The sequence below is a fragment of the Undibacterium sp. TJN19 genome, assembly GCF_049339485.1.
Lineage (GTDB): Bacteria > Pseudomonadota > Gammaproteobacteria > Burkholderiales > Burkholderiaceae_D > Undibacterium.
The window spans coordinates 427,208-451,386 of sequence record NZ_JBMPPL010000002.1 but is presented as its reverse complement, the minus strand read 5'-3'; the positions used below and the strand labels follow the sequence as shown (position 1 = coordinate 451,386).

At 51.3% G+C, this 24,179-nt stretch carries 24 protein-coding genes; 12 read left to right on the top strand and 12 right to left on the bottom strand.

Annotated features, from left to right (window positions below; translation table 11 throughout):
* Positions 1–2: 2 nt before the first annotated feature.
* Together ACO0LH_RS10240 and ACO0LH_RS10235 are read right to left on the bottom strand one after the other, a co-directional pair.
* Positions 3–1,565 carry a GMC oxidoreductase gene (locus tag ACO0LH_RS10240; protein WP_422940970.1) on the bottom strand — a complete coding sequence of 521 codons (1,563 nt, stop codon included), beginning with the start codon at positions 1,563–1,565 and terminating at the stop codon, positions 3–5.
* A 13-nt stretch (positions 1,566–1,578) separates the two neighbouring features.
* Positions 1,579–2,433 (bottom strand): MIP/aquaporin family protein, encoded by an 855-nt coding sequence (locus ACO0LH_RS10235; RefSeq protein WP_422940969.1) that lies wholly within the window; start codon positions 2,431–2,433, stop codon positions 1,579–1,581.
* A gap of 206 nt (positions 2,434–2,639) precedes the next feature.
* Between ACO0LH_RS10235 and ACO0LH_RS10230 the strand changes: the two genes are divergently transcribed.
* A complete protein-coding gene (locus ACO0LH_RS10230; protein ID WP_422940968.1) occupies positions 2,640–3,824 on the top strand; it encodes a hypothetical protein in 1,185 nt (394 codons plus the stop codon).
* A gap of 27 nt (positions 3,825–3,851) precedes the next feature.
* Here ACO0LH_RS10230 and ACO0LH_RS10225 read toward each other — a convergent pair whose 3' ends face one another.
* Entirely contained in the window at positions 3,852–4,808 is a 957-nt protein-coding gene (locus ACO0LH_RS10225; RefSeq protein WP_422940967.1) for a quinone oxidoreductase family protein, read from the bottom strand.
* A gap of 131 nt (positions 4,809–4,939) precedes the next feature.
* Between ACO0LH_RS10225 and ACO0LH_RS10220 the strand changes: the two genes are divergently transcribed.
* Complete coding sequence (locus ACO0LH_RS10220; protein ID WP_422940966.1) at positions 4,940–5,392, top strand: MarR family winged helix-turn-helix transcriptional regulator; 453 nt, start codon at positions 4,940–4,942, stop codon at positions 5,390–5,392.
* Position 5,393: 1 nt separating this feature from the next.
* On the opposite strand, the gene ACO0LH_RS10215 is transcribed toward ACO0LH_RS10220, so the two are convergent.
* From ACO0LH_RS10215 to ACO0LH_RS10205, 3 genes are read right to left on the bottom strand one after another with little or no spacing between them, the layout of a single operon-like run.
* Positions 5,394–6,176 carry a glucose 1-dehydrogenase gene (locus ACO0LH_RS10215; RefSeq protein ID WP_422940965.1) on the bottom strand — a complete coding sequence of 261 codons (783 nt, stop codon included), beginning with the start codon at positions 6,174–6,176 and terminating at the stop codon, positions 5,394–5,396.
* A complete protein-coding gene (locus ACO0LH_RS10210; protein WP_422940964.1) occupies positions 6,173–7,552 on the bottom strand; it encodes a glucoamylase family protein in 1,380 nt (459 codons plus the stop codon). The genes ACO0LH_RS10215 and ACO0LH_RS10210 overlap by 4 nt, the downstream gene beginning before the upstream one ends.
* A gap of 2 nt (positions 7,553–7,554) precedes the next feature.
* On the bottom strand, positions 7,555–8,991 hold the full coding sequence (locus ACO0LH_RS10205; RefSeq protein WP_422940963.1) for a GH39 family glycosyl hydrolase: 1,437 nt from the start codon (positions 8,989–8,991) through the stop codon (positions 7,555–7,557).
* Between the two features lie 409 nt (positions 8,992–9,400).
* On the opposite strand from ACO0LH_RS10205, the gene ACO0LH_RS10200 reads away from it, so the two are divergent.
* From ACO0LH_RS10200 to ACO0LH_RS10185, 4 genes are all read left to right on the top strand, one after another.
* Positions 9,401–10,366 carry a hypothetical protein gene (locus tag ACO0LH_RS10200; RefSeq protein ID WP_422940962.1) on the top strand — a complete coding sequence of 322 codons (966 nt, stop codon included), beginning with the start codon at positions 9,401–9,403 and terminating at the stop codon, positions 10,364–10,366.
* A gap of 363 nt (positions 10,367–10,729) precedes the next feature.
* Positions 10,730–10,936 (top strand): hypothetical protein, encoded by a 207-nt coding sequence (locus tag ACO0LH_RS10195; protein ID WP_422940961.1) that lies wholly within the window; start codon positions 10,730–10,732, stop codon positions 10,934–10,936.
* Between the two features lie 36 nt (positions 10,937–10,972).
* Positions 10,973–11,272 (top strand): hypothetical protein, encoded by a 300-nt coding sequence (locus tag ACO0LH_RS10190; protein ID WP_422940960.1) that lies wholly within the window; start codon positions 10,973–10,975, stop codon positions 11,270–11,272.
* A 302-nt stretch (positions 11,273–11,574) separates the two neighbouring features.
* Complete coding sequence (locus tag ACO0LH_RS10185) at positions 11,575–12,990, top strand: MATE family efflux transporter (RefSeq protein WP_422940959.1); 1,416 nt, start codon at positions 11,575–11,577, stop codon at positions 12,988–12,990.
* A gap of 113 nt (positions 12,991–13,103) precedes the next feature.
* Here the strand turns inward: ACO0LH_RS10185 and ACO0LH_RS10180 are convergent, their stop codons facing one another.
* On the bottom strand, positions 13,104–13,358 hold the full coding sequence (locus ACO0LH_RS10180) for a hypothetical protein (protein WP_422940958.1): 255 nt from the start codon (positions 13,356–13,358) through the stop codon (positions 13,104–13,106).
* Positions 13,359–13,545: 187 nt separating this feature from the next.
* Here ACO0LH_RS10180 and ACO0LH_RS10175 point away from each other — a divergent pair, with 187 nt between their 5' ends.
* The 3 genes from ACO0LH_RS10175 (at position 13,546) to ACO0LH_RS10165 (ending at position 17,075) form a co-directional block, all read left to right on the top strand.
* Complete coding sequence (locus ACO0LH_RS10175; RefSeq protein WP_422940957.1) at positions 13,546–14,598, top strand: DMT family transporter; 1,053 nt, start codon at positions 13,546–13,548, stop codon at positions 14,596–14,598.
* Between the two features lie 141 nt (positions 14,599–14,739).
* Positions 14,740–16,014, top strand: a complete 1,275-nt coding sequence (gene tviB / locus ACO0LH_RS10170; RefSeq protein ID WP_422940956.1) for a Vi polysaccharide biosynthesis UDP-N-acetylglucosamine C-6 dehydrogenase TviB — start codon at positions 14,740–14,742, stop codon at positions 16,012–16,014.
* Positions 16,015–16,022: 8 nt separating this feature from the next.
* The gene (locus ACO0LH_RS10165; protein ID WP_422940955.1) at positions 16,023–17,075 is read left to right on the top strand and encodes an NAD-dependent epimerase/dehydratase family protein; all 1,053 of its coding nucleotides are present in this window, start codon (positions 16,023–16,025) and stop codon (positions 17,073–17,075) included.
* Between the two features lie 27 nt (positions 17,076–17,102).
* On the opposite strand, the gene ACO0LH_RS10160 is transcribed toward ACO0LH_RS10165, so the two are convergent.
* From ACO0LH_RS10160 to ACO0LH_RS10150, 3 genes are read right to left on the bottom strand one after another with little or no spacing between them, the layout of a single operon-like run.
* Positions 17,103–17,468: a glyoxalase superfamily protein gene (locus ACO0LH_RS10160; RefSeq protein WP_422940954.1), complete on the bottom strand. Its 366-nt coding sequence runs from the start codon at positions 17,466–17,468 to the stop codon at positions 17,103–17,105.
* Positions 17,469–17,479: 11 nt separating this feature from the next.
* Positions 17,480–18,307, bottom strand: coding sequence for a pyrroline-5-carboxylate reductase (proC, locus tag ACO0LH_RS10155; protein WP_422940953.1), 828 nt, complete (start codon positions 18,305–18,307; stop codon positions 17,480–17,482).
* Positions 18,297–19,001 carry a YggS family pyridoxal phosphate-dependent enzyme gene (locus tag ACO0LH_RS10150; RefSeq protein ID WP_422940952.1) on the bottom strand — a complete coding sequence of 235 codons (705 nt, stop codon included), beginning with the start codon at positions 18,999–19,001 and terminating at the stop codon, positions 18,297–18,299. The genes proC and ACO0LH_RS10150 overlap by 11 nt, the downstream gene beginning before the upstream one ends.
* 151 nt (positions 19,002–19,152) lie before the next feature.
* On the opposite strand from ACO0LH_RS10150, the gene ACO0LH_RS10145 reads away from it, so the two are divergent.
* The 3 genes from ACO0LH_RS10145 to ACO0LH_RS10135 are packed head-to-tail and all read left to right on the top strand — an operon-like array spanning position 19,153 to position 21,836.
* A complete protein-coding gene (locus tag ACO0LH_RS10145; RefSeq protein ID WP_422940951.1) occupies positions 19,153–20,196 on the top strand; it encodes a type IV pilus twitching motility protein PilT in 1,044 nt (347 codons plus the stop codon).
* Between the two features lie 24 nt (positions 20,197–20,220).
* Positions 20,221–21,357, top strand: coding sequence for a PilT/PilU family type 4a pilus ATPase (locus ACO0LH_RS10140; RefSeq protein WP_422940950.1), 1,137 nt, complete (start codon positions 20,221–20,223; stop codon positions 21,355–21,357).
* Positions 21,354–21,836: a glutathione peroxidase gene (locus ACO0LH_RS10135; RefSeq protein ID WP_422940949.1), complete on the top strand. Its 483-nt coding sequence runs from the start codon at positions 21,354–21,356 to the stop codon at positions 21,834–21,836. Before ACO0LH_RS10140 ends, ACO0LH_RS10135 begins: the two co-directional genes overlap by 4 nt.
* A 499-nt stretch (positions 21,837–22,335) precedes the next feature.
* On the opposite strand, the gene ACO0LH_RS10130 is transcribed toward ACO0LH_RS10135, so the two are convergent.
* Both ACO0LH_RS10130 and glcF read right to left on the bottom strand, forming a co-directional pair.
* Complete coding sequence (locus tag ACO0LH_RS10130; protein ID WP_422940948.1) at positions 22,336–22,872, bottom strand: DUF2867 domain-containing protein; 537 nt, start codon at positions 22,870–22,872, stop codon at positions 22,336–22,338.
* Positions 22,873–22,875: 3 nt separating this feature from the next.
* Entirely contained in the window at positions 22,876–24,174 is a 1,299-nt protein-coding gene (glcF, locus tag ACO0LH_RS10125) for a glycolate oxidase subunit GlcF (protein ID WP_422940947.1), read from the bottom strand.
* Positions 24,175–24,179 lie beyond the last annotated feature (5 nt).

The window sequence follows — 24,179 nt, the reverse complement described above, 5'->3', positions numbered from 1 at the left end:
GATCAGGCAAGGCGATTCCGCAGATGGTCTGCAACACGCAGTGCATTGGCAATAATCGTCAATGAAGGATTGACTGCGCCGCAGGATACAAAGAAACTGGCATCGACGACATACAGGTTATCCACCTCATGCGCCTTGCAATTAACATCCAGTGCCGATGTTGCCGGATCATGGCCAAAGCGTATCGTGCCGTTCTGATGCGCGGTGCCACCGATAGGAATATTCTGGCCCAGATATAAACTGCGCTCCCATAAATGCGGGTGCAAGTCCATGTGGGTCAGCATTTCTTTCAGCTTGATCTTGAGCCTGTGATGCGCCTCCATGTTATTTGGATTCAGCGACAAGACGATGCCGCCGTTTTCATCAAGCGTCACGCGGTTGTCAGGGTCTGGCAAGTCTTCTGAGGTCAGCCAGAAATCGACAGAATGTTCAGCGATTTCTTCCAGCGCAAAATGCGGTTTGAACGGCAACCAGGCCGGTAATTCCCCTTTGATGGTATCGCCATGTGACTTGCCCAGCATTTGAATATGTCCAAGCGGATAATCCCAATCAGGTGCACCGGCATAAAAATCATTGATCGCCAGGGTCTTTTGGAATACCGTTTCATTACGTTTCAGGCTGACTGCCATCAGGGCAGAATTATTGTGCCGCATGTAGTGACGCCCCACGACGTCTGAGCCATTCGCCAGACCATTTGGATGTTGCGGTGAAGCAGAGCGCAACAGCAGGGCCGCAGAATTGATTGCACCACATGACACGACGACGATGTCGGCGCTATACACTTCATCCTTGCCATCGTGCCGTACATGAACGCTATCGACGATACGTCCGCTGGCATCAGTACCGAGTTTTTCTGCATAGGCATTGGTCAGCAAGGTGACATTGGGGTATTTTAATGCAGGCTCAACACAGATGATATGCGCATCTGCCTTGGCATCAAGCATACAAGGGAAGCCGTCGAAAGCGCTGCAACGTATGCACTTGCTATGCCTTGTCGGCTGGCCTTCATCATCCTGGTCCAGCATGATACCGAGTGGCAAAGGAAAGGGGTGCAACCCCTGTGCCTTGAGCGCATCGGATAACTGCGCGACCCTTGGTTCATGACTTACCGCAGTATAAGGATATGGCGCAGAAGCTGGCGGCTCTGTCGGATCCAGCCCACGGGTTCCATGCACCTGATACAGTTTTTCTGCAGCACAATAATAAGGTTCCAGATCTGCATAAGAAATCGGCCAGGCCGGTGAAATGCCGCCGTGGTGTCTTATTTCACCGAAATCGGATTCCCGCAACCGGAACAAGGCCGCACCATAGAATTTGGTATTGCCACCCACGAAATAATGAATGCCAGGATGAAATGCCTTGCCGTGCTGATCATGCCAGATTTCCTTCGCCTGGTATTTGGCTTTGACGAAAACGGCGTCGGGGCTCCAGTTGTCCTGTTCCCGTTTCAGAAAATCACCGCGCTCGATCAGCAAGATGCGTTTGCCTGTCGGTGCCAGGCTATGGGCCAGCGTGCCCCCGCCGGCACCGGTACCGATGATGATAATGTCGTAGTGCTTGTCCATATTGAGATGCTTCCTAAAGGGTATCGCGAAGGAGATTGCAAGAGCGCGCACGGCGCATCAGGCTTGGCACATGGATGCGCTGTGCAGCAAAACAGCACTCGAAGTGGCAAGGCGTTTCAGTGTCATGATTGAGCTTGGCGCAGGCGATCACATGACGCGGGTGGAAACGGCAGTAGATCCATGCCGCAATGAACATGCCTCCTGGTGGCGCGATAAAATACAGCCATCCCGCAGTCCATATCCCGCTGGGAATGGCCGATGCCACAGTACGCGCAGGATTCATGCTCATGCCTGAATACGGTGACTCAAAGGTCACGAACAGGACGATCAACATGCCGCACAGCAGACCCGTGTACTTCATCAAACTGGCCTTGTTGCTTGCGTATAAGCTTACGCCCATCAACATTGCCGAAATCAGCACTTCCAGCATGAAGGCGATGGCTGTTCCATATTGCCCAGGTGTGGTAACCACGAATGACACAGGTGGTCGGGCAAACGGTGCACCAACCAGGGCTAGCGTCAACAGCACCCCGCACAGGCCACCAAGGAATTGTGCGACCACATAGCCTACAGCGTCAATGCGGCTTATCTTGCCCATCATGGCAAAGCTCAGTGTCAGGGCGGGATTGAAATGCGCCCCTGAACGGGCACCCCAGGGAGAATAAATCAATGCGACAGCAGTGCCACCCATCGCCAGCCCCATCAGAAAACGCCGCAACAAGGCCGAAGTCAGCATGACATGCAGCGGTGATGCAGGTGCTTCCAGCGCAGAGCAGGCGAGCCCGGCAGCCAGCATGAATACGCCAAGGCCACCGGCTTCAATCAGGTATAAAGGCCAATGTTTGCGGATAATATCTGCTGCGCTCATGGTGGGGAATCGCTTAAAGATTTCATCGCGTGAGCCAGCATGACCCGTCAATCAATGATATGAAAGCACTATACGCCGAGATCAATTTCACTCAGTGCGATAGCGTACATTATTGATATTATGGATTATCAGGGGCTGGAATATTATAGATTGCTGCTGTAGATTGTGTAGATTCACAAGATTCATATTCAATGCAAGGATAAGGCGTGTTAAAGATCAAAAATGGTGTAGCCGAACTATGGGCGGTATTAAATCCTGCAATCGATTTAAGCGAAATCCTGAGAGGATTTTTACAAGGCTTTGACGGTATCGCTGGCAATGAAATTGATCGCGTGAATCAACACGGGGCACAGTTTGATGAGCAGCAATGCCGTTTTGTCGATGCACGCGCATTTGATGAACTGAAACAAAACACCCAGCTTGTACGTTTTGAGCATGGCGTGGAAATCCTGCAAAATCATTTCTCCATCAATATGCCTGGCGACAATACATCGCCCTATGTGACGGATTTTCTGGAATTTTGCTGGCCCGGCAATACGCCACCAGCAAAAATGGAAGTGATTGAATCAGGACCCTGGGCACTGAAAAAGAACGCGGCACTGACTTTTTACGGTGTGCGCAATACGACCTGGAAAGATCCCTATACCAGCGTGCGCCTTGGTGTCGCTGCTGGCGCACTGGGTTTGCACAATCTGCATACAGGTGCCCTGCTGAAGGTGCTGGAGCAGGACCTGACTTTTAATGGTGATAGCCCTGTCCTGGCAGAGATGCATGCCAGACTGGCACCCGTGCATGCGAGGGTTTTCGCGTATGAATTGGAACATGCTGCCTTCTTTGCGCATCGCCGCGATGTGTTCCTGTCTCTGGGGATGGAAGTACTTGCACGTTTTTCGTCCGACAAGAAATTTCTTATCCAGGAACAGGAATCAGCTTCCCCTGTTGACGTCCTTACAGGACAGGCAACTGAGGAAGAAAATACATGGCTAATGCCTGATCCACAAGCTTTGGAACTGGAAGCATGGTGCGACCGTCTGGGCTGGGAAGGTTTTGAATACCAGCGCGCCATCGCCTATCTGAGACATCAAAAACAGGATGATCAATTGGCCAGAAAAATAGTAAGCCAGTGCATCAGCCTGGGCAAATATACATGGCCAGGCCTGATCGACGTTCTGGCAGAAGCGCCAATAAGCCATGCGTGCCAGCTCGACATCATCAGCTTTTTGGCAGACCCCAACTGGCCAGGTGCGGGCGAAGCGTATGACGTCATTCAAAAAAACCTGGCATTGTTCTCAGACGCTTTGCAAGAATCTTATCAACACGCCCAGGCGTCAAATGACGAAAGCTGGATTGCGATGATAGACGATCTGATGGGCAGGGAAAGCGATGCATAACAATGCATGAGCCCAGGCATTGACATATCAGGCCACGGTAAATACCAGCCGTGCTGCACTTTCATCATTAGCCCAGTGACTTTCTACTTCTGACAAAGGAACGGGCTTTGTTGCAATCACAAAGCCACCGGGAACAGCAGCCTCAAGCACTTGCCTGATCGATTCAAAGATGCGCGGCATGGGGATACTGCCGATGCCACTGCCCATCAGTTCGATAGAAGATGAGCGCAACACGGCGCTGGGCAAATTGATGTCGCTGCCGCTGGCAGCACCAATCTGGATAAAGCGGATGGGAACAGCTTCTGGCGCTGCCCTGGCAGCAGATACCAGCAACAATTCTGCACTTTCGCCCCACAGGTAATCGAGGACAATATCAACACCTTGTTGAAATTGCTGCTGGAAAGCATGTTCAAGAGCTGCTTGTTCTTGCAAGAGATGGATCGTCACATCAGCCCCAAGCGCGTGCAGTGTATCCAGCACGGCGGTATTGCGCCCGGTGGCAATGACCTTGCCTGCTCCCAGATATTTGGCGATCTGTACGGCCAAACGGCCAGACACGCCGGTTGCACCGTTGATCAATACGGTTTCGCCTTTGAGCAACCTGCCACGTTCCTGCAAGGCAGCCCAGGCAGACATGCCAGGAATAGCGATTGCTGCGGCAGAGACAGCATCGAGAGTCTCTGGCAAGGGAATACAATGTGCCGTCTTGACCAGGCAATATTCTGCCATGCCGCCATAGGGTGCTTCAGGCAATACGAAGTAGACGCGTGTGCCATCAGCACGCAAACCTGTACCATCGATGCCGGGTACGAAAGCCGATTGCGCGGACGAGCTATAGTGCTTGCCGGATGCACGGCTTTTGGTGACTTGGCTCAACGCCGATGCTTGCACCGTAATGCGCTCAATGCCTTCCGTTGCAACCGGTTCAATAAAATCAGCGTAAACCGGCGCTGTACCGGGTTCTTTGACGAGTGCTGCTTTCATGATTGCGCTCCTGTACTATGTTGTTAGGCATGGGTAATTCCAAATTGATCAGACATATAGGCGATAGCATCAATGCAGAATATATGTGCATTATACACATATAAAAAGATTGAACAGGAAAATGAATTTTTATGAAAAAAGATATTCGTGAATTGCGGGGAGCCTTGCTCGACCTGACAGGCGTGTTGAATCGCCCTCAGCCTGATAGCGCGCTGATAGAAGCCGCAGGGGTTGACCTGGACCGTGCGCTTTTCCCTTTGCTGGCACGCATAGAACGCCAGGGTCCGCTTGGCATCGTTGAGTTGGCCGAGTTGGCAGGTCGTGATTACACCACGGTCAGCCGGCAGGTAAGCAAACTGGAAAGCCTGGGTCTGGTTGCCCGTTGCCCCAGCCCGCAAGATGGCCGGGTGCGCGCAGCCATCATTACCGACAAGGGAAAAATCATGACTGACGCGCTCGATGCTGCGCGCCAGAAAATCATAGAAAATTTGCTGTCGGGCTGGAAACCGGAAGAAGTGCGCGAGTTGTCACACCTGCTACGCCGGTTTGCAGATGATGCACTGGCCTGGGTCGGTACTTTATAAATTATCCGCCGTGCGAAAAATCAGGATAATCAGTCATGCCGCCATCGGCGAATACCGTTGTGCCGGTAACGTAGGAGCCACCGTCGGATACCAGGAAGGTGACAAGACCGGCGATTTCCTGCACCTGGCCCATGCGGCCCAGGGGGATTTTTTCGGCCAGATCACGCATTTGTTCAGGGTCACTCCATACACTTTTGTTGATATCCGTCTGTATGGCGCCGGGCGCGACTGCCAGCACGCGGATGCCAAAAGGGGCAGCCTCCTGCGCCATGGTCTTGGTCAGCATCGACAGAGCTGCTTTGCTTGAGGTATAGGCGCTATAACCGGTCCAGGCGATGGTTTCATGCACTGAACTGATATTCAGTATGACGCCGTTCTTGCGCGGCACCATGCGTTGCAGTGCCTGCCGGGAGCAATAAAAACTGCCAAACAGATTGACCTCGATGACACGTCGCCATGCGACAGGGTCAATATCCCAGCTCAGCGCACCGTGGCCATCAATACCAGCGCAATTGATGAGTATGTCGGGCGAACCCAGTGTGGTATCAAGTTGCGCAAACATGGCCTGGACGGCGGCCATGTCGGCGATATCAGCCTCCAGTGCAATCGCCTTGCCACCGGCATCTGTAATACCACTCACTGTTGCATCAGCAGATGCGCGATTACCGATATAGTTAACCCCCACCGCCGCACCCGATGCCGCCAGCGAGCGGGCAATCGCCTGGCCTATGCCACCACTGCCGCCTGTGACCAGGGCTACTTTTCCATCTAGCCGGATATTCATATTTTTTCGTCCTCAGATAAGGCTGATGGGTTTGCCTTGTTGATATTGTTTGCAGTGTTTGCAGTGTTTGCATTCTGAACAGATGTTTTTCCAGCGGCAAGCCAGCCGCCGTCAAAGCCCGCGCTGATCAGACCTGCATGGATGTAAGGATTTTCGCGCATCATTTTCCACGGAAAATCATGCAGATGGTTTTCTATCATGATGACCGTGGGGCCTTCATTGATACCGAAATGATAGGGTGATACCCAGCCTGCCTTATGTGTTTCTTCCGCCTGGAAAGTGGGGGAAAACGAAGCCTTGAAACCATAGGGATTGACTTCGCGCAGGCGCAGATGCTGGAAGTGTGAAATGCTGGGCAAGACAATTTCTGGCGCAAATGGCAGGCAGGCTGCCACTGCCCAGGGTGCCAGCGTGCCATCATCCGGGCCAAAAGGTGCGCCACGTGCAACATAGTCAAAGAACAGCCGCTCAACGCCACGGATTTTCTTGACCAGATTGCCAGGCCCGTCACTGGCTGTCACACCCCAGCAAAGGGCATTATATTGCTCGAAACCCATGGGGTTTTTGATTGCATACTGCTGTTGTATCAGCGTCGCACGGCGGCTGTTTTCAAAATAATCAGCATCATGTGTGCGCATGAAGTCATCGCGGATATTGCGAAAATCCACCCATAGATGAGACATCTGGTGTATGAACAACGGCCCCGCATACAGATATTCAATATCGTAAATACATTTCCATTCATAGCTGGTGGTCCACGCAGCATAGCTATCTGGCCCGATAGGAAATGTCGGGGAACCCAGTGCCAGCAAATACAGGATCAGAGCTTCGTCATACCCTTCCCAGTGCCATTGCAGGAAGCCGGTTTCAGGCTTCCATCCATGACAAATCAGTTGCGATCCGGCCAGCATCCATTGCCAGTCAACCCGTCGATAAAGCATGTCAGCAAGTTCACGGATTTTTTGCTCGATCGCATTGTCCTGCGTAAAATATTGTGCAGACGTCAGCACGCCCGCCAGTAGCAGACCTGTATCAATGCTGGACAATTCACAATCCCAGGCGCGGCGCCCGGTTTCCATATCCAGGAAATGATAATAAAAACCTTTATAGCCAGTCGCATTGGCACCCGTGCCCTGCTCGCTGTCAGCAAAAAATTGCAAGGTAGTGAGAGTGCGTTGCGCAGCATGGCCACGCGACATGAAGCCGCGTTCCACGCCTATCGTATAGACAGTCAGCGCCATGCCTACCGCGGCGATGCTGGCTGGCCAGTTATCGGCTGTCTTGTCACGTATCAGCCCATTGGCAGTATTGACTTCGTGAATGAAATAATCGAAAGAATCTCTTTGCAGAGAGGTCAGTAAATTGGTATCGTCCATGATCAGGCCGACTCCCACTCAATGGCGAGCAAATTGACGGATTGTGCAGCAGCGGTAAACGACATGCTCAAGGTCGCTGCCGTGCTGGTGAATTCGACATTGACAGCTTGCGGTTCCGAAGCCAGTTTCAGACTGGTAACCTGCTCTGTCGACAGGTAACCCGGTTCACCCCATTGCTGCCACAGGGCAGCAGGATTGGCATTGTCTGCATCAATACGATGAATGTCCACCTTGCGCGCCCGCTGGCCCGGCTGTAGCTGGAGTGTCAGTGCGATCGTTTCTTCTCTGATGCCGTGACGTGGCATCGCCTGGTTGATGCACAATACATGCGCATCGCCTATCCATAGCATAACGTTGGGATGCGATTGTGGTACCGGATAATGGCGTTCGCCCAGCTTGGCAACCATCGCCAACGCCTGATAAATGGGCTTCTTTATGCCATGCAAGGTCATCAGGCCAAAGCCACCATGGAAAGGCTGGCTGGGGAAATAATTTTCTTCAAAGATGTCGGAAAATGTCCAGTAGCTATAGGCATCAACCACGTCATCCACGCCCATGACAATGCGGGTCGCCAGCGCAGCGGCAAAAGAGCCATCATGCTGGGGGTCACGCGGGTTGGAGGTGATATTCCACTCGGTGTACAACAAAGGTTTTCCTTCTGCCTGGGCTTTTGCGCTCAGGGCACGTTCACGCATGACGTCCAGCGGCGCGTGTTCAAGCTGGGTCACCGTATCGGCACCGATTTCGCCAAAGGCATCGGTCGGATAATAATGCGTGCTGATGAAGTCAGCAGGCAAATCACGGGATTTGCAAAATTCCTGGAATTCAGGTATCCACGCATTGCCTGCTGAAGCTGGCCCACCTACCCGCAAACGGGTATCCACACCCTTGATCGCCTTGACCGTGGTTTCATACAGGTCAAAATAGGCTTGCTGCCCCCCTGTCCAGAAAGCGGGCAGGTTAGGTTCGTTCCACACTTCAAAATACCATTGTGCGACTTCGTCGATACCGTACCTGTCTACCCAATGCGCGGCCAGACGACGCATGAGCTCACCCCATTCTTCAGGGTGACGTGGTGGCGTGATATTGCCCTTGTAATGAAAGACGATATCGCCCCCCGAGGACAACGTCGACGGCATGAACGACATTTCAACAACAGGTCGCATACCTATGGAAACAAGAAAATCAAAAATCTGATCTGCATTGAAAAAGGAATAGACGAATTGATTGCTCTGGCAAATCAGCGTGCCCATGTCGTCATCAAGTAAACCATGAAAGCGGATGTATTGAAAACCAAGATCGTCATGAACCTGCCGTAGCTGTGCCTGCCAGTCAGCACGCAGCGCAAGTGTCGCATGGCCACTACCCACGCAAGTACGCCACGGATGACGCAGGCTTACTGGCCTGGTATTTAAATCGCAATTCAAGGTAATAGGCATGGTGATTACAAGGCTGATTGAGATGAGCGAATGTAGCACCGTGAATTGATTGATGATGTGCGCTATCGCACATAAGCCTGTATTTGAAACTCAGTTTGAAACTCAGTTTGAAACTCGATTTGAACTCATTATGTACGCACATGAATTTCCAGATCGATAGAATAAAAAAGAAAAAAATCTGGCTCATTTTTTTCTGTTGTTATTCTCATTGTTGACTTGCTGATGGGTAGGCGTTTTCGATAGGAAAACCAGATATTGACGACTCGCCAAATAAATTGTTGTCAAGCAAAGCATCATGCAAAAAATTATCCGCCTGCTGAATTTTTTTGGAAAAAATCGCTGTTAAGTGCCATGGCGCACATACACATTTGCGTGATTTTGTAACACTACAATTTTACATGGAGGTCATATGAATAACGAAGCTGATGTTTCTTACCCCGCTTACCCTGCTCAAGAAGCCGCCACTTCGGGCGTATCCTGGGCAGCTATCTTTGCAGGCGCGGCATCTGCCGCTGCATTGTCACTAATCTTGCTGGTACTTGGAGCCGGCCTGGGTTTTTCTGCCATTTCACCGTGGAGCAATCATGGCATTGACGCGTCGACGCTAGGCAAATCTTCCATCATCTGGCTTGCTTTCACACAAATAGCAGCCGGTGCAATTGGTGGGTATCTGGCAGGCCGTTTGCGCACCAAATGGGCAGCAGTGCATACTGATGAAGTTTATTTCCGTGATACTGCGCATGGCTTGTTGAGCTGGGCTATTGCTACCCTGACTGCTGCGGCAATATTGGGTAGCGCAGTCGCCAATATCGCATCCACAGGCGCAACGGCAACGGCAGCAGTAGCGACTGGTGCTGGCACGGCGGTGGCGAGCTTGGCGAATACAGCAGGTCCTGAAATGCTGTCAAAATCACCCTCTGGCAGTGCCGGCAATCATGACAACGGCTTGACAGCCTATACAGTAGATAGCCTGTTCCGCGTTGACCCAGCGACGGCTACACCGGTAGATGCAACTCTTGATAGTAATTCACGCGCTGAAACAGGCCGCATCCTGGTAAATGGCTGGCGTACTGGCAGCTTGAGTGCTGAAGATAAACAATATCTGGCGCAAGTGGTTGCAAAACGCACAGGCATGGCACCAGCCGATGCTGAGAAGCGTGTTACCGATCTGTTTAACAAGGTAGAGGCTGCTAAAACGATGGCTGAGCAAAAAGCCCGTGAAGCTGCCGATCAAGCCCGTAAAGCCGCTGCCTATGCTGCGCTGTGGGTATTCATTGGTTTGCTGTGTGGCGCATTTGTGGCCGCGCTGGCAGCGACACTGGGCGGCAAACGTCGTGACGCTGCGCATCTGATCATTAATGCCCATGCTGTTTAAGTAATTACCAACAACTATCGATCCACTTTTCAAGCAAGTCATTATCAGGAGAAAATCATGCGTTCACTCATACTCTGGATGTTAGGCATCCCCATTCCCATCATCATTCTGATTGCACTCTTCGTGCGCTAACATCAGCAGCAAAGCAAAGAGGCCAGGTGATCAACCTGGCCTCTTTGCTTTGCCAGGCTTGAATAGCAACATCCCAAGTCAGGCGGCATTCTCTTACAAGGATAGGCACTTCATTCCGATAGCGGCAGATAACACAAATTAATAAAATAAGTGCATGGAACTCACTTTGAACCTACTTGGGAACAAGGTGAGATAAAACAAATAAAGCAAATCGAGAATGAAGGGAACAAAATGATTATCACCAGAGGTACGGGAAAAGGCGCTTCAAGGGCAACAGTAAGTCTCACTACAACAGAATATGGAAATGGATGGACCGTAGGCGTTGAAGTCAATGGCATCCTGGTTCACCACCCCGATGAAGACTTGTACATCAGCGAAGAAGCAGCGATGCAGGCAGGTGAAGAATTTGTCAGTGCCGCCCTGCCTGTACTGCATTGAAACCCAGTTTAAACACAGTGAGGAAGGGGAATAGCAATGGACAAAGCCGCACAAGAACAACATGAAACCGCGAACGCCTTCAGGGCTGCGGAGAAATCTGGCGCATTCAATGAATCATGGGATGCAACGTTTGCAAAAACCTGTCAAAACCAGCAAGAACTCGCTAAAAACATGCTGACTGCATGTACAGGTTTCAGCTTTAATTACCTGCCTGGTTTGCGCCAGATTCAATCTGCCGCACTCGATATGTCGATGGCAGGTTTCTTTCCCAATTATGGCAGGACTGCAAATACTAGCCATATCTCCAAAAACCTGCCTGCATCGTCAGCAAGTTGAAAACAAGCAGAAAAGCTTTTGAGCATGGCATGTGCCTGAAAGCTTTGTTTCACAATGCATTACCCGATACCCGACAAAACCCGAACTGGATTTGTTGGGTATTTTCATTGGCGGATACAGTCCCTTTTTTCCATTTCGTCAATTATGTCGATGGCTTGACGTACACTGTTACCTGCCCTGTAGTGAGAGACCGAATCGATAAATGTTCGATGCCGTACAATCCCCTGCTTGCTACTGTCGCATAATGTTTACCACTGTGCACTATGTTGAGCTAACAGATAACAGCCATTAAAGGACATCAAGTGGAACGCCAAAAGCTTTTCCTGGAAGGCCCGATTACCAAAGCACTTGCCACGCTGGCGCTGCCAATTATTCTGGGAAACATCTTGCAGACTGGTTATCAGCTTACCGATGCGTTTTGGGTTGGTCGACTGGGGGCCTCGGCGGTAGCGGCGATTTCCATCAGCTTTCCAGTCACTTTTCTCGTCATTGCGCTGGGATCAGGCCTGGCTATGGCAGGTGCGACGCTGACTGCGCAGTATGTGGGGGCAGGCCGGCAAGACATGGTCAACCATATTGCTGCGCAGACTATGGTCATGGTCGCCCTCAGTTCGGTGATACTGGGTTTGACCGGCTATAGCCTGGCACCGCATTTGCTGACACTGCTGGGGGTGGAGCCAGCGGTGCACGATGGCGCACTGGGGTTCATGCGCGTATCTTTCATCGGCATCATTTTTGTTTTCATTTATGCGATGTTCCAAGCGTTGATGCGTGGCGTCGGCCAGACCAGGATACCTTTGTATATCGTCTCGGGTACGGTGTTACTGAACTTCCTGCTTGATCCCTTATTCATTTATGGCTGGCATATCATTCCTCCGCTGGGTGTCATGGGAGCGGCCTATGCAACTTTGGTTACGCAGGCACTGGCAGCCATGATAGGCATGATCATTTTTCTGCGCGGCAGGCATGGTATACAACTGAACTGGCGCGCCTTGAAACCTGACCCTGCCTATGTGCGCCGGGCATTCTTTCTCGGCCTGCCAGGTTCTGTCGAGCTATCCACGCGCGGTCTGGGTTTGATCGTCATGTCTTTCCTGGTATCGAGTTTTGGTACCGTCACTATTGCTGCTTATGGTGTCGGTGCGAATATTCTGCAAGTCATCACGATACCTATCATGGGTATCTCCATGGCGATTTCCACACTGGTAGGGCAAAATATCGGGGCAGGTAATATTGAGCGTGCCTCGCGTATTACTGTGCTTGGTACCTTGATCGGCTTTGCAGTACTTAGCGTGGTGGGTGTCATTGCCTATGCGCTGGCGCCTTTGATCGTCAGTTTTTTTATTCCCAATGATGCTGAAGTCATTGCCGAGGCGGCGAACTTTTTGCGTATCATGTGTCTGGCCTGGGGTGGCATAGGCGTGCAGCTTTGCATCGTGTCGGCATTTCGTGCCTCCGGCAATATGCTCAATGCCATGATCATTGCCCTGGTGTCGCAGTGGATGATACAGTTTCCGCTGGCCTATGTATTATCCAAGCATACGCAGTTGCATGCACATGGCTTGTGGTGGTCGTTTCCAGTGACGAATATTGTGGTCGCACTCATCGCTATCTGCTGGTTTGCCAGAGGCAGCTGGAAAACCACCAGGCTCACCGACGATGACAGGCAAACAGCGCTCGTCAGTCAGGAAACCATCATCGAAGATGGCATACGGTGATAGGTTCTTTTTGAAGTTCAGGCCAGCTTGCAGCAGGAATCGATATTCACTGCGGCGCGATGAGACGAATACATCTCATCGTAAAAATACATTCCGAGACTATGGAATAATGTCTAACAAGTCAACGCCGATATGTAGCCAATGGATGGCGCATGTTCGCCAACCAGCAATGCAATAATGCCAGGTGACAGCATGGTAAATTCACCATTGTTGAAACCTGACTTCAGGGCCTTGAAGTAGGAATCTATATCGATGTTCTTTTTGAGTACCCGATCTGCGAGTGCATCTACCGGCACACCAGGCGTGACGCCATTGTCCAGTTCTGCATAGCAGTATAAAAGTATTTCTCTTGTTTCTATAATTTTCATGATGCGTAAAAATAAGTTGTGAATTCAAATATTTGAGAGGAAGCTATCCATCTTCGGGCTGTTTTTGTTTTTTTCGAAACATTTAAAACGTATGGCAAGATACCAATCTATGCCGGTAATATCTACAAGGCAAAGGCGACAGAATCTGTCAGCAATCTCCTACTTCAGCTTAAACACATGGTGATACATGCATAAAGGTGTGATTTACGCGTTAATCGCAGCAGCCCTGTTTGGTGCCAGCACACCTTTTGCCAAAACCCTGGCCACAGGTATCGCACCCGTCATGCTGGCTGGCACACTGTATCTGGGTAGTGGCTTGGGTTTGCTGATCGTCTTTGTTGTTCAGAACATGCTTGTCCATGACAAGAATAAAAGCCGCGCTGGCATTGTGCGGCAAGATATTCCCTGGCTTGCAGGTGCCATCCTGGCTGGCGGTGTAATGGGCCCGGTGTTGTTGATGCTGGGTCTGAGCATGACACCGGCCTCGTCTGCATCATTGCTACTGAATATGGAAAGTGTGCTGACCGCCTTGCTGGCCTGGTTTGTGTTCAGGGAAAATTTTGACCGCCGCATCGTTGCAGGCATGGGTTTGATTGTCATTGCCGGTGCACTGTTGTCGTGGGAGCAGATTCCAGTGCTGGGTGTACCGTGGGGTGCACTGGCCATTATTGCCGCCTGCCTGTGCTGGGCACTCGACAACAACCTGACACGCAAGATTGCCGCTGGTGATGCCTTGCAAATTGCGTGCTTGAAGGGCCTGGTTGCTGGTGCTGTGAATCTTGCCATAGCCCTGCTATTGCATTACCGGTTGCCCCAGCCAGAAAAATTAGTCTCCATAGGCCTGATCGGTTTTTGCGGCTATGGCTTGAGTCTGGTGATGTTTGTACTGGCCTTACGCCATCTGGGTGCTGCGCGTACCGGAGCCTATTTTTCATCTGCGCCATTTGTCGGCGCAGCAATGTCACTGCTACTGCTGGGCGAACAGCCAGGCCCGCTGTTTTGGCTTGCCCTGGTATTGATGGCGGTGGGTATCTGGCTGCATTTGAGTGAACATCATGCGCATGACCATCAGCACGACCCGCAGTTGCATGCCCATGCCCATACGCATGATGAGCATCACCAGCATGAACATGATTTTGCCTGGGATGGTAAAGAACCGCATACACATCAGCACCAGCATGGCCAGCTTAGACACACGCACCCGCATTACCCCGACATGCATCATCAGCATCCGCACTAGGGAGCCTGTGCCGAGATTGATTTCGGACACCGGCAAACATGGCATAAAATATTACTATATTAACAAGCTGCATACAAACGCCTGGCTTTCACGCATAATGCGACTGATAAAGAAGCATAATGCTGAAACGAGACGCCTTTCATGAAATTATCTGACATAAAACTCGCCGTTATCGGATTGGGCTACGTGGGTCTGCCACTGGCTGTCGAATTTGGCAAAAAACGTTCTGTGGTAGGTTTTGATATCAATACCAAGCGTGTTGGCGAATTGCGGCTGGGGCATGACCATACGCTGGAAACCGAGCAGGCAGAATTACAGGCGGCGCAGCATTTAAGCTTTACCACTGACGCAGACGCCTTGAAGCAATGCAATTGCTTCATCATTACCGTCCCTACTCCCATCAATATCCACAAGCAGCCTGATCTTTCGCCTTTGCTGAAAGCCAGTGAGCTGGTCGGCAAGGCACTCCAGCCGGGCGGGCTGGTTATTTTTGAATCTACCGTTTACCCCGGCTGCACCGAAGATGATTGCGTGCCTGTGTTGGAAGCTTTTTCTGGTTTGAAATTCAATCAGGATTTTTACTGCGGCTATAGCCCGGAACGCATCAACCCCGGCGACAAGGAACATCGCGTCACCACCATCAAGAAAGTGGTGTCTGGTTCGACGCCTGACATTGCTGATCTGGTCGATGCACTGTATTCCGAAATTATCATCGCTGGCACCCACCGGGCACCGTCTATCAAAGTGGCCGAAGCAGCCAAGGTCATAGAAAACACCCAGCGCGATCTGAACATCGCCCTCATCAATGAGCTGGCGCTAATATTTAACAAGATGGGCATCGATACCGAAGCGGTCTTGCAGGCCGCTGGTAGCAAGTGGAATTTTCTGCCATTTCGCCCTGGTCTGGTCGGTGGACATTGCATAGGGGTAGACCCGTATTACCTGACGCACAAGGCAGAAAGCATAGGCTATCACCCTGAAATCATCCTGGCAGGGCGCAGGCTCAATGACGGCATGGGTGCCTATGTCGCATCGCAATTTGTCAAAGCCATGACCAAGCGACGCATCCAGGTTGATGGCGCGAATATATTAGTCATGGGATTGGCATTCAAGGAAAACTGCCCTGATTTGCGCAATACCCGCGTCATCGATATTGTGACGGAATTAAAGGATTACCATTGCGAAGTGGATGTGTATGATCCCTGGGTCAGTGCAGAAGATGCACAAAGGGAATATCAACTAACGCCAGTCACACAACCGAAGGCACATGCCTATGATGGCATCATCATCGCGGTGGCACACCAGCAATTCCGCGATCTTGGGGTTGAAGCGATACGCCAGTTTGGTAAACCCGGCCATGTCTTGTATGACCTGAAATACCTGTTCCCCGTCGAAGCAAGCGATTTACGTCTTTAAATTTGAGTATGACGATAACAACCATTACAGCCATAGCAACCCTGGAAGCGCAACTGCTGGCCCAGCCTAAAACCTGGCTGGTGACTGGGGTCGCCGGTTTCATTGGCAGCAACCTGCTCGAACGCCTTTTGAAGCTGAACCAGAAAGTCACGGGCCTCGATAATTTCGCCACCGGTTTTCAAAGAAACCTGGATGAAGTGCAAACCCAGGTCACGTCAGAACAATGGGCGAATTTTCAGTTTATAAAGGGTGACATACGCCAGCTTGTAGATTGCCAGCGAGCCTGCCTGGGTGTCGATTATGTCTTGCACCAGGCGGCGCTGGGTTCTGTCCCGCGCAGTATCAATGACCCGATCACGACGAATGCCACCAATATTGATGGCTTTCTCAATATGCTGGTTGCTGCCAGGGATGCGCAGGCAAGCAGCTTTACCTATGCGGCCAGCAGCTCTACCTATGGCGACCACCCGGATCTGCCCAAGGTCGAGCATAAAATTGGCAGCCCGCTGTCACCGTATGCCGTGACCAAGCTGGTCAATGAATTATATGCCGACGTGTTTTATCGTACTTATCAATTCAAGGCCACGGGCCTGCGCTATTTCAATGTGTTTGGCAAACGGCAAAACCCGAATGGCGCGTATGCCGCTGTCATTCCGAAATGGGTTGGTGCCATGATCAATGGCGAAGACATTTTCATCAATGGCGATGGCGAAACCAGCCGCGACTTTTGCTATATCAAAAATGCGCTCGAAGCCAATCTGCTGGCCGCCACAGCCACAGAAGAAGCCAGGGGTCAGGTATACAACGTCGCCCTTGGCGACAGAACCACGCTGAACCAGCTATTCGCTGCCATCAGGGAAGCATTGCATGACAACGGGGTTGACTATGCAAACGCACCGCAATACCGTGATTTCCGTGCGGGCGATGTCAGGCATAGCCAGGCTGATGTCGGTAAGGCACGCAGCATGCTTGGCTATCAGGCGCAATACAAGATTGCTGGCGGCATACAGGAGGCGATACCCTGGTATGTAGAAGCGCACCGCTCTGGTTTTCTTGACTAGGAAACTCTGATTGAATTAAGCAGGAATCTATTGTTTGTTCAGTTCGCAAAACCGCAGACGATTGCCAAACGGGTCAGCCACTTCCATGACTCGCCCCCAATCCACGGTCTCGACACCGGGGCGGGCATAGCCATAATTTCTGGCCAGCAGTTCAGCGTGGAAGACATCTATCTCTTTCACTGGCACAAAAATCGTCGAACCCGGTGTGGCATCGCCATGATGTTCACTTAAATGCAGGGTCAGGCCGGAGCGCCTGACTTCGGCATACAAGGGGAAATTATCTTCAAAACGATGTTCCCACACCAGCGTAAAGCCCAGAAAATCCAGATAGAATTCCTTGGCCTTGTCGACAGAAAAAATCCGCAAAATCGGGATGGCTGCTGATAGTTCCATATGCTATCTCCTCAGGCCTGCTGGCCAAATTCATCACCCAGCTCCTTGCCCCGTGCTGCTGCGGCCTTGATGGCGTCCACGATGGCTTGTTTGATGCCCGCTGCCTCCATACTGCTTAAGGCTGCGTACGTCGTGCCCCCTTTGGAAGTGACACGCTCACGCAAGGTCGAGACAGGCTCGGTCGCATGCAAGGCCAGTTGCGCCGCGCCATTGAAGGTCGCGATGGCCAGTTGCGTACCCTGGTCAGCTGTCAGGCCCAACTCTTGCGCAGCTTGCTGCATGGCTTCGATAAAGTAGAACACATAGGCCGGGCCGCTGCCAGACACGGCAGTGACGGCATCCAGCAGGTTTTCCTGCTCCAGCCAGGTGGTCTGCCCTACGGCTTGCATGATCTGTTCAGCCATCTGTTTTTCTGTGGCACTGACGCCTGCCATCGCGTACAAGCCCGTCACGCCCCTGCCTATCAATGCTGGTGTATTGGGCATGGTACGCACGATTTTTTCGTAGCCGTTGAGCCAGCGCGCCATGTCGGTCGCACGGATGCCCGCTGCGATGGAAATCAGTAACTGTCCCTGTAGATGCGGCGCAAGCTGACTGACTACGTCACGCAAGTTCTGGGGCTTGACGGCCAGGATGATGGCATCCATCTGCAACAATCTGGCATCGATGGCAAGCGAGGTCGTCACGCCAAAATCCGTTTCCAGCTTTGTCAGCGATTGCTGGTTCAGATCAACGACATGGATGTGATCAGCCGAAGTCAGCCCGCTAATCAAGCCGCCAATGAGGGCATTGGCCATATTGCCGCCGCCTATGAAGGCGATTTTCAGTTTATTTTGCATAGTTTCTGTTTCCAAAGATGGCTGTTCCTATACGGACCATGGTAGTGCCTTCTGCGATGGCGGCATGCAGGTCGCTGCTCATGCCCATCGACAGGGTATCGAGCGCTATCCCGGCAGCCTGCATCTGCATGCTTAATTGCTGCATCTGGCGAAATGCCAGCCGCTGCTGTTGTAAATCATCAGTTGCTTCCGGCACCGCCATGAGGCCACGCAGCTTCAAGCCTGGCAGTGCAAGTATTTGCTGTGCCATTGCCAAGGCTTCGCCTGGCAAAACACCACTCTTGCTTTCTTCGCCACTAATATTGACTTGCAGGCAAATATTGAGTGGCGGCAGGCTGGCTGGTCTTTGTTCTGACAGGCGTTGGGCTATTTTCAGGCGGTCGACGGAATGCACCCAGGCAAAGTTTTCAGCAATGGGGCGGGTCTTGTTGCTTTGTATGGGGCCGATAAAATGCCATTCCAGCACCAGTTGTGGTGCCTGGGCCTGCACTTGCTGGATTTTATCGAGTGCTTCCTGCAAATAATTCTCACCAAAACAGCGCTGGCCGGCTGTTGCGGCTTCAATCACGGCATCGGCACCAAAGGTCTTGGAAACTGCCAATAATTGTATATGTTGCGGGTCACGGCCAGCGGCTATGGCAGAAGCGTGGATATCCGCACGTACGGCTTGCAAGTTGTCAGAAATTAAGGACATAATCGGGGGAACAATAATTGATCTAATTCGTTGTCGGTTTCCGCAATAAACGGGCTGATACAGGTCAATTCGGGCTTAATATGCTAAACATCAGCTTTAACGGCGCAGCCTTACATTCAGACAACAGCGATATTCACTACCGGAATTATAAATGGACATTTCAGAACTGCTGGCGTTCTCCGTCAAGAACAATGCCTCCGATTTACACTTATCTTCCGGCTTGCCCCCGATGATACGGGTACATGGCGATGTCAGGCGCATCAATTTGCCCCCGCTGGAGCATAAAGATGTGCATGAGTTGATCTATGACATCATGAACGATTCGCAACGCAAGGCCTATGAAGAAACGCTGGAATGCGATTTTTCCTTCTCTATCCCCGGGCTGGCGCGCTTCCGTGTGAATGCTTTTAATCAGGAACGCGGCCCGGCAGCGGTCATGCGTACCATTCCGTCGAAGATTCTGTCGCTGGAACAATTGAATACACCCAAGATTTTTGCAGACCTGGCTTTAAAACCCCGTGGCCTGGTACTGGTCACAGGGCCTACCGGTTCTGGTAAATCCACGACGCTGGCGGCGATGGTGAATCACCTCAATGAAAATGAGTATGGTCATATCCTCACAGTGGAAGACCCTATCGAATTCGTGCATGAATCCAAAAAATGCCTGATCAACCAGCGCGAAGTCGGCCCGCATACCATGTCGTTTAACGCCGCCTTGCGTTCTGCACTGCGTGAAGATCCTGATGCTATCCTGGTCGGTGAGTTACGTGATCTGGAAACCATACGCCTGGCACTGACAGCCGCAGAAACCGGTCACTTGGTGTTCGGCACCCTGCATACTTCCTCAGCCGCTAAAACCATCGATCGTATTGTCGACGTTTTCCCGGCAGAAGAAAAAGAAATGGTGCGTTCGATGCTGTCCGAATCCTTGCAGGCAGTTATTTCGCAAACCCTGCTCAAGACCAAGGATGGTTCCGGCCGTGTAGCAGCGCATGAAATCATGATAGGCACGCCGGCGATACGTAACCTGATACGTGAAGCCAAAATTGCGCAAATGTATTCAGCCATACAAACCGGCAGCAATGTCGGCATGCAGACACTGGATCAGAACCTGACCGAGCTGGTACGCCGCAATGTGATTTCTGTCAGTGCTGCCCGCTTTGCCTCGAAAATTCCAGATAACTTCCCAGGCTAATTGAGCAGATAGGAAACACAGAACATGGAACGCGACCAGGCTACCAAATTCATGCATGACCTGTTAAGGCTCATGCTCAGCAAAAATGGCTCTGACTTATTTATCACAGCTGAATTTCCCCCTGCTTTCAAAATTGACGGCAAGGTAACACCCGTATCAAACCAGCCTTTGTCACCTGCGCATACCGTCGATCTGGCGCGCGCAATCATGAATGACAAACAGGCGGCAGAATTTGAATCATCAAAAGAATGTAATTTTGCGATTAACCCTGCTGGCATGGGACGTTTCCGCGTTTCCGCCTTCATGCAACAGGGCCGGGTTGGTCTCGTACTGCGTACCATTACCACTGCCATCCCGAAACTGGAAGATCTGGGCTTGCCGCAAAACCTCAAAGAAGTTGTCATGACCAAGCGCGGTCTGGTGATCATGGTGGGTGCGACCGGTTCCGGTAAATCAACCACGCTGGCTGCCATGGTTGGTTATCGCAATTCGAACAGCTATGGCCATATCATCACGGTCGAAGACCCGATTGAATATGTGCACCCGCACATGAATTGCATCGTTACCCAGCGTGAAATTGGCATTGATACGCAAGACTGGGGTGCTGCACTCAAAAACTCTTTGCGTCAGGCACCTGATGTCATCCAGATTGGTGAGATTCGTGACCGTGAAACCATGGATTTTGCGATTGCCTTTGCAGAAACCGGTCACTTGTGTCTGGCAACCCTGCATGCCAACAGCGCCAACCAGGCGCTGGACCGCATGATCAACTTTTTCCCTGAAGAACGCCGTGCCCAGTTGCTGATGGATTTGTCACTGAATCTGAAGGCGGTTATTTCCCAGCGCCTGATCCCGCTCAAAGGTCGTAAAGGCCGGGCTGCTGCGGTTGAAATCTTGCTCAACACCCCTTTGATTTCTGACCTGATCTTCAAGGGTCAGGTACATGAAATCAAAGAGATCATGAAGAAATCACGTGAGCTGGGCATGCAGACTTTCGATCAGTCGCTGTTTGACCTGCATGAAGCTGACCAGATCACTTATGAAGACGCCTTGCGTAACGCCGACTCTGTCAATGAATTGCGACTGGCCATCATGTTGCAGGGTAAAGACGCGAAAGACCGTGACCTGACTGCGGGTACCAAACACCTGGGGATAGTATGAGCGCGCTTGATTTCACAGCCAACAACCTGCAAGGCAGCCCCGTTGACCTGAAGCAGTATGCAGGCAAGGTATTGCTGATTGTGAACACCGCCAGCAATTGCGGGTTCACACCGCAATACAAGGGGCTGGAAGCGGTGTACCAGCAATTCAAGGACAAAGGCGCGGAAGTACTGGGTTTTCCCTGCAATCAGTTTGGTCACCAGGAGCCTGGCTCTGCTGACGAGATCGGTGCTTTCTGTGAAAAAAATTACGGTGTGACTTTCCCCTTGTTTGACAAAATCGATGTCAATGGCGACAAGGCCCATCCACTTTTTCAGTATCTTAAAAACGAAGCGCCGGGTTTATTGGGCAGCAAGGCAATCAAATGGAATTTTACAAAATTCCTCATCAAGAAAGATGGCACTGTCTTCAAGCGTTATGCGCCACAGACTCCACCTAAGGATTTGCTGGATGATATAGAAAAGCTGTTGGAGGTCTAAGGCATAACCATCGTATTGTTTTCAGTGAAATCATTGACGTAGTATGCATGGTACTTCAAATGCATACTTTAAAAACTCCAGGTATGACAGCGCTCAAAAAAATAAGCTCAATTGGTTAATTAAAGCCATTGATCATTAAGTACATGCCCCTTTTCAAGCCTCTTTTTAATGTAACTGTTCGACTGCTCGCTAATGGTATCGCGGGTTTCATTATTGGAGTTTTCGGTGCGGCGGGTGCGGGAAACAATAATAACGCTGACTACTTTTATTCTTTTTTGCTTCCTGCATGGCTAGGCATTTTTATCTTAATAGCGATATCTTCCTATCTGATTGCGATAAAAGGTCGACAAAGCATTGCAATGTTCATTCCATTGTTGACTATCCCCTTGATGTTTACAGTTCTGTTTTGGGTTTAGCCACTTATTAACTTGCAGATATAGAAAAATTACTGGCTGAGTAATGACAAGTATCTTTGGATAACATCTCAAATCATTTCGGCTCACAAGCGTCCTGCCAGTATTGCCCGCCGTATCAGGTACTTTACACCCCAGCGATGAAAAGGGCGTATCAGCTGTGTATAACCCCGCCCAAACCAGTTGTGCACCAGGCAGACCGTCGATACCACGATAGAGATGGCCTGCCCCTCTTCGACCCGCACGATGGAAAGCCTGAAATCCAGATGGCTGTTATCACGCCCCGCAACCAGTTCTTCTGAACTTAAATAAAAGATAGGCCATGCGCCTATCTTTTCACCCACTTGGTAATCTGATCGCATGCGTGGATGCATGATTTCTGCCTTGGCTGGCACGACGACTCCAAAGAGGGACACCAAATAATTACGGCCCAGCATGATGAACTTCATCCATGTTGGTCTGTGCATGAAAATCGCGTGAAATGCATCGCTGACTGTCAGTTCGCGATGAGCAGGCTCAACTCTGTACGAATCGCGATAATAGGCTGCATGCACTACCTCGGGCATCAGCACACTTTGCTGTGGATGTCTGCATTCGCTAAGAAGTACACGCTGGCTGGACATGCATCACTCGGTTTTCTCAGTTTTATTTAAAGCAATTGATGTGCTGCCCGATTCAGGCAAATCCTGACTTACCGCAGAGTCCTGCAATGCCCTGTCTAGGAGTTCTATCCAGTGCTGCACCGACAATTCTGTGCCTGATTGCAAATGCGTGAGGCAACCTATATTCGCCGACAAGATCATCTCTGCCTCCGTCGCTTCCAGATTGCGTAATTTATTATCGCGCAATTGATAAGAGAGCTTGGGTTGCAGGACAGAATAAGTACCAGCTGAACCGCAGCATAAATGGCTGTCGGCACACAGCTTCACATCGACACCGATGGCTGTCAACAGGCCTTCGACCTTGCCGCGTATCTGCTGGCCGTGTTGCAGGGTGCACGGCGGGTGCCAGGCGATGCGCTTGCTCAGTTTGCCTTGCAGGCGCTGTACCAGTTGCGGCTGGAATTCTGGCAGGATTTCACTAAGGTCACGGGTCAGCATGGATATCTTTCCAGCCTTGCCTGCATAGGCTGCATCATGCGCCAGCAGATGCCCATACTCTTTTACCGTAGCACCGCAGCCAGAGGCGGTCATGACGATGGCTTCTGCACCAGCCTCCACATAAGGCCACCAGGCATCGATATTCTGACGCATGTCGTTAAGGCCATCTTCATGCTCATTCAAATGATAGCGTATGGCACCGCAGCAACCGGCTTTGGGAGCAATCTGCAATTGCACGCCCATGGCATCAAGCACCCTGGCCGTGGCGGCATTGATATTTGGCGACATGGCAGGTTGCACGCAACCGTCAAGCAAGAGCATCTTGCGCGTGTGTTCAGTTTGCGGCCAGATGCCTGCATCTTGCGCGACTGGCACTTTATTTTGCAAGGACCTCGGCAAGACTGCGCGCAGGCTTTGCCCCAGCTTCATCGCGGGATTGAATATCCATTTGCGTGGCAACACTGCTTTGAGCGCGGCGCGATTGAGCTTTTGGAAAAACGGGCGGCCTACCTGCTTTTCGACGACCTGGCGGCCTATATCAACCAGGCGACCATATTGCACGCCGGATGGGCAGGTGGTTTCACAATTGCGGCAAGTCAGGCAACGGTCCAGATGTTGCTGGGTTTTCACTGTAGCAGGCTTGCCTTCCAATACCTGCTTGATGAGATAGATGCGGCCACGCGGGCCATCAAGTTCATCGCCGAGTAATTGATACGTCGGGCAGGTGGCTGTACAAAATCCGCAATGCACACACTTGCGCAGAATATCTTCAGCCTCTTTGCCTTCGCGTGTGTCTTTGATGAAATCAGCGAGATTGGTTTGCATTATCT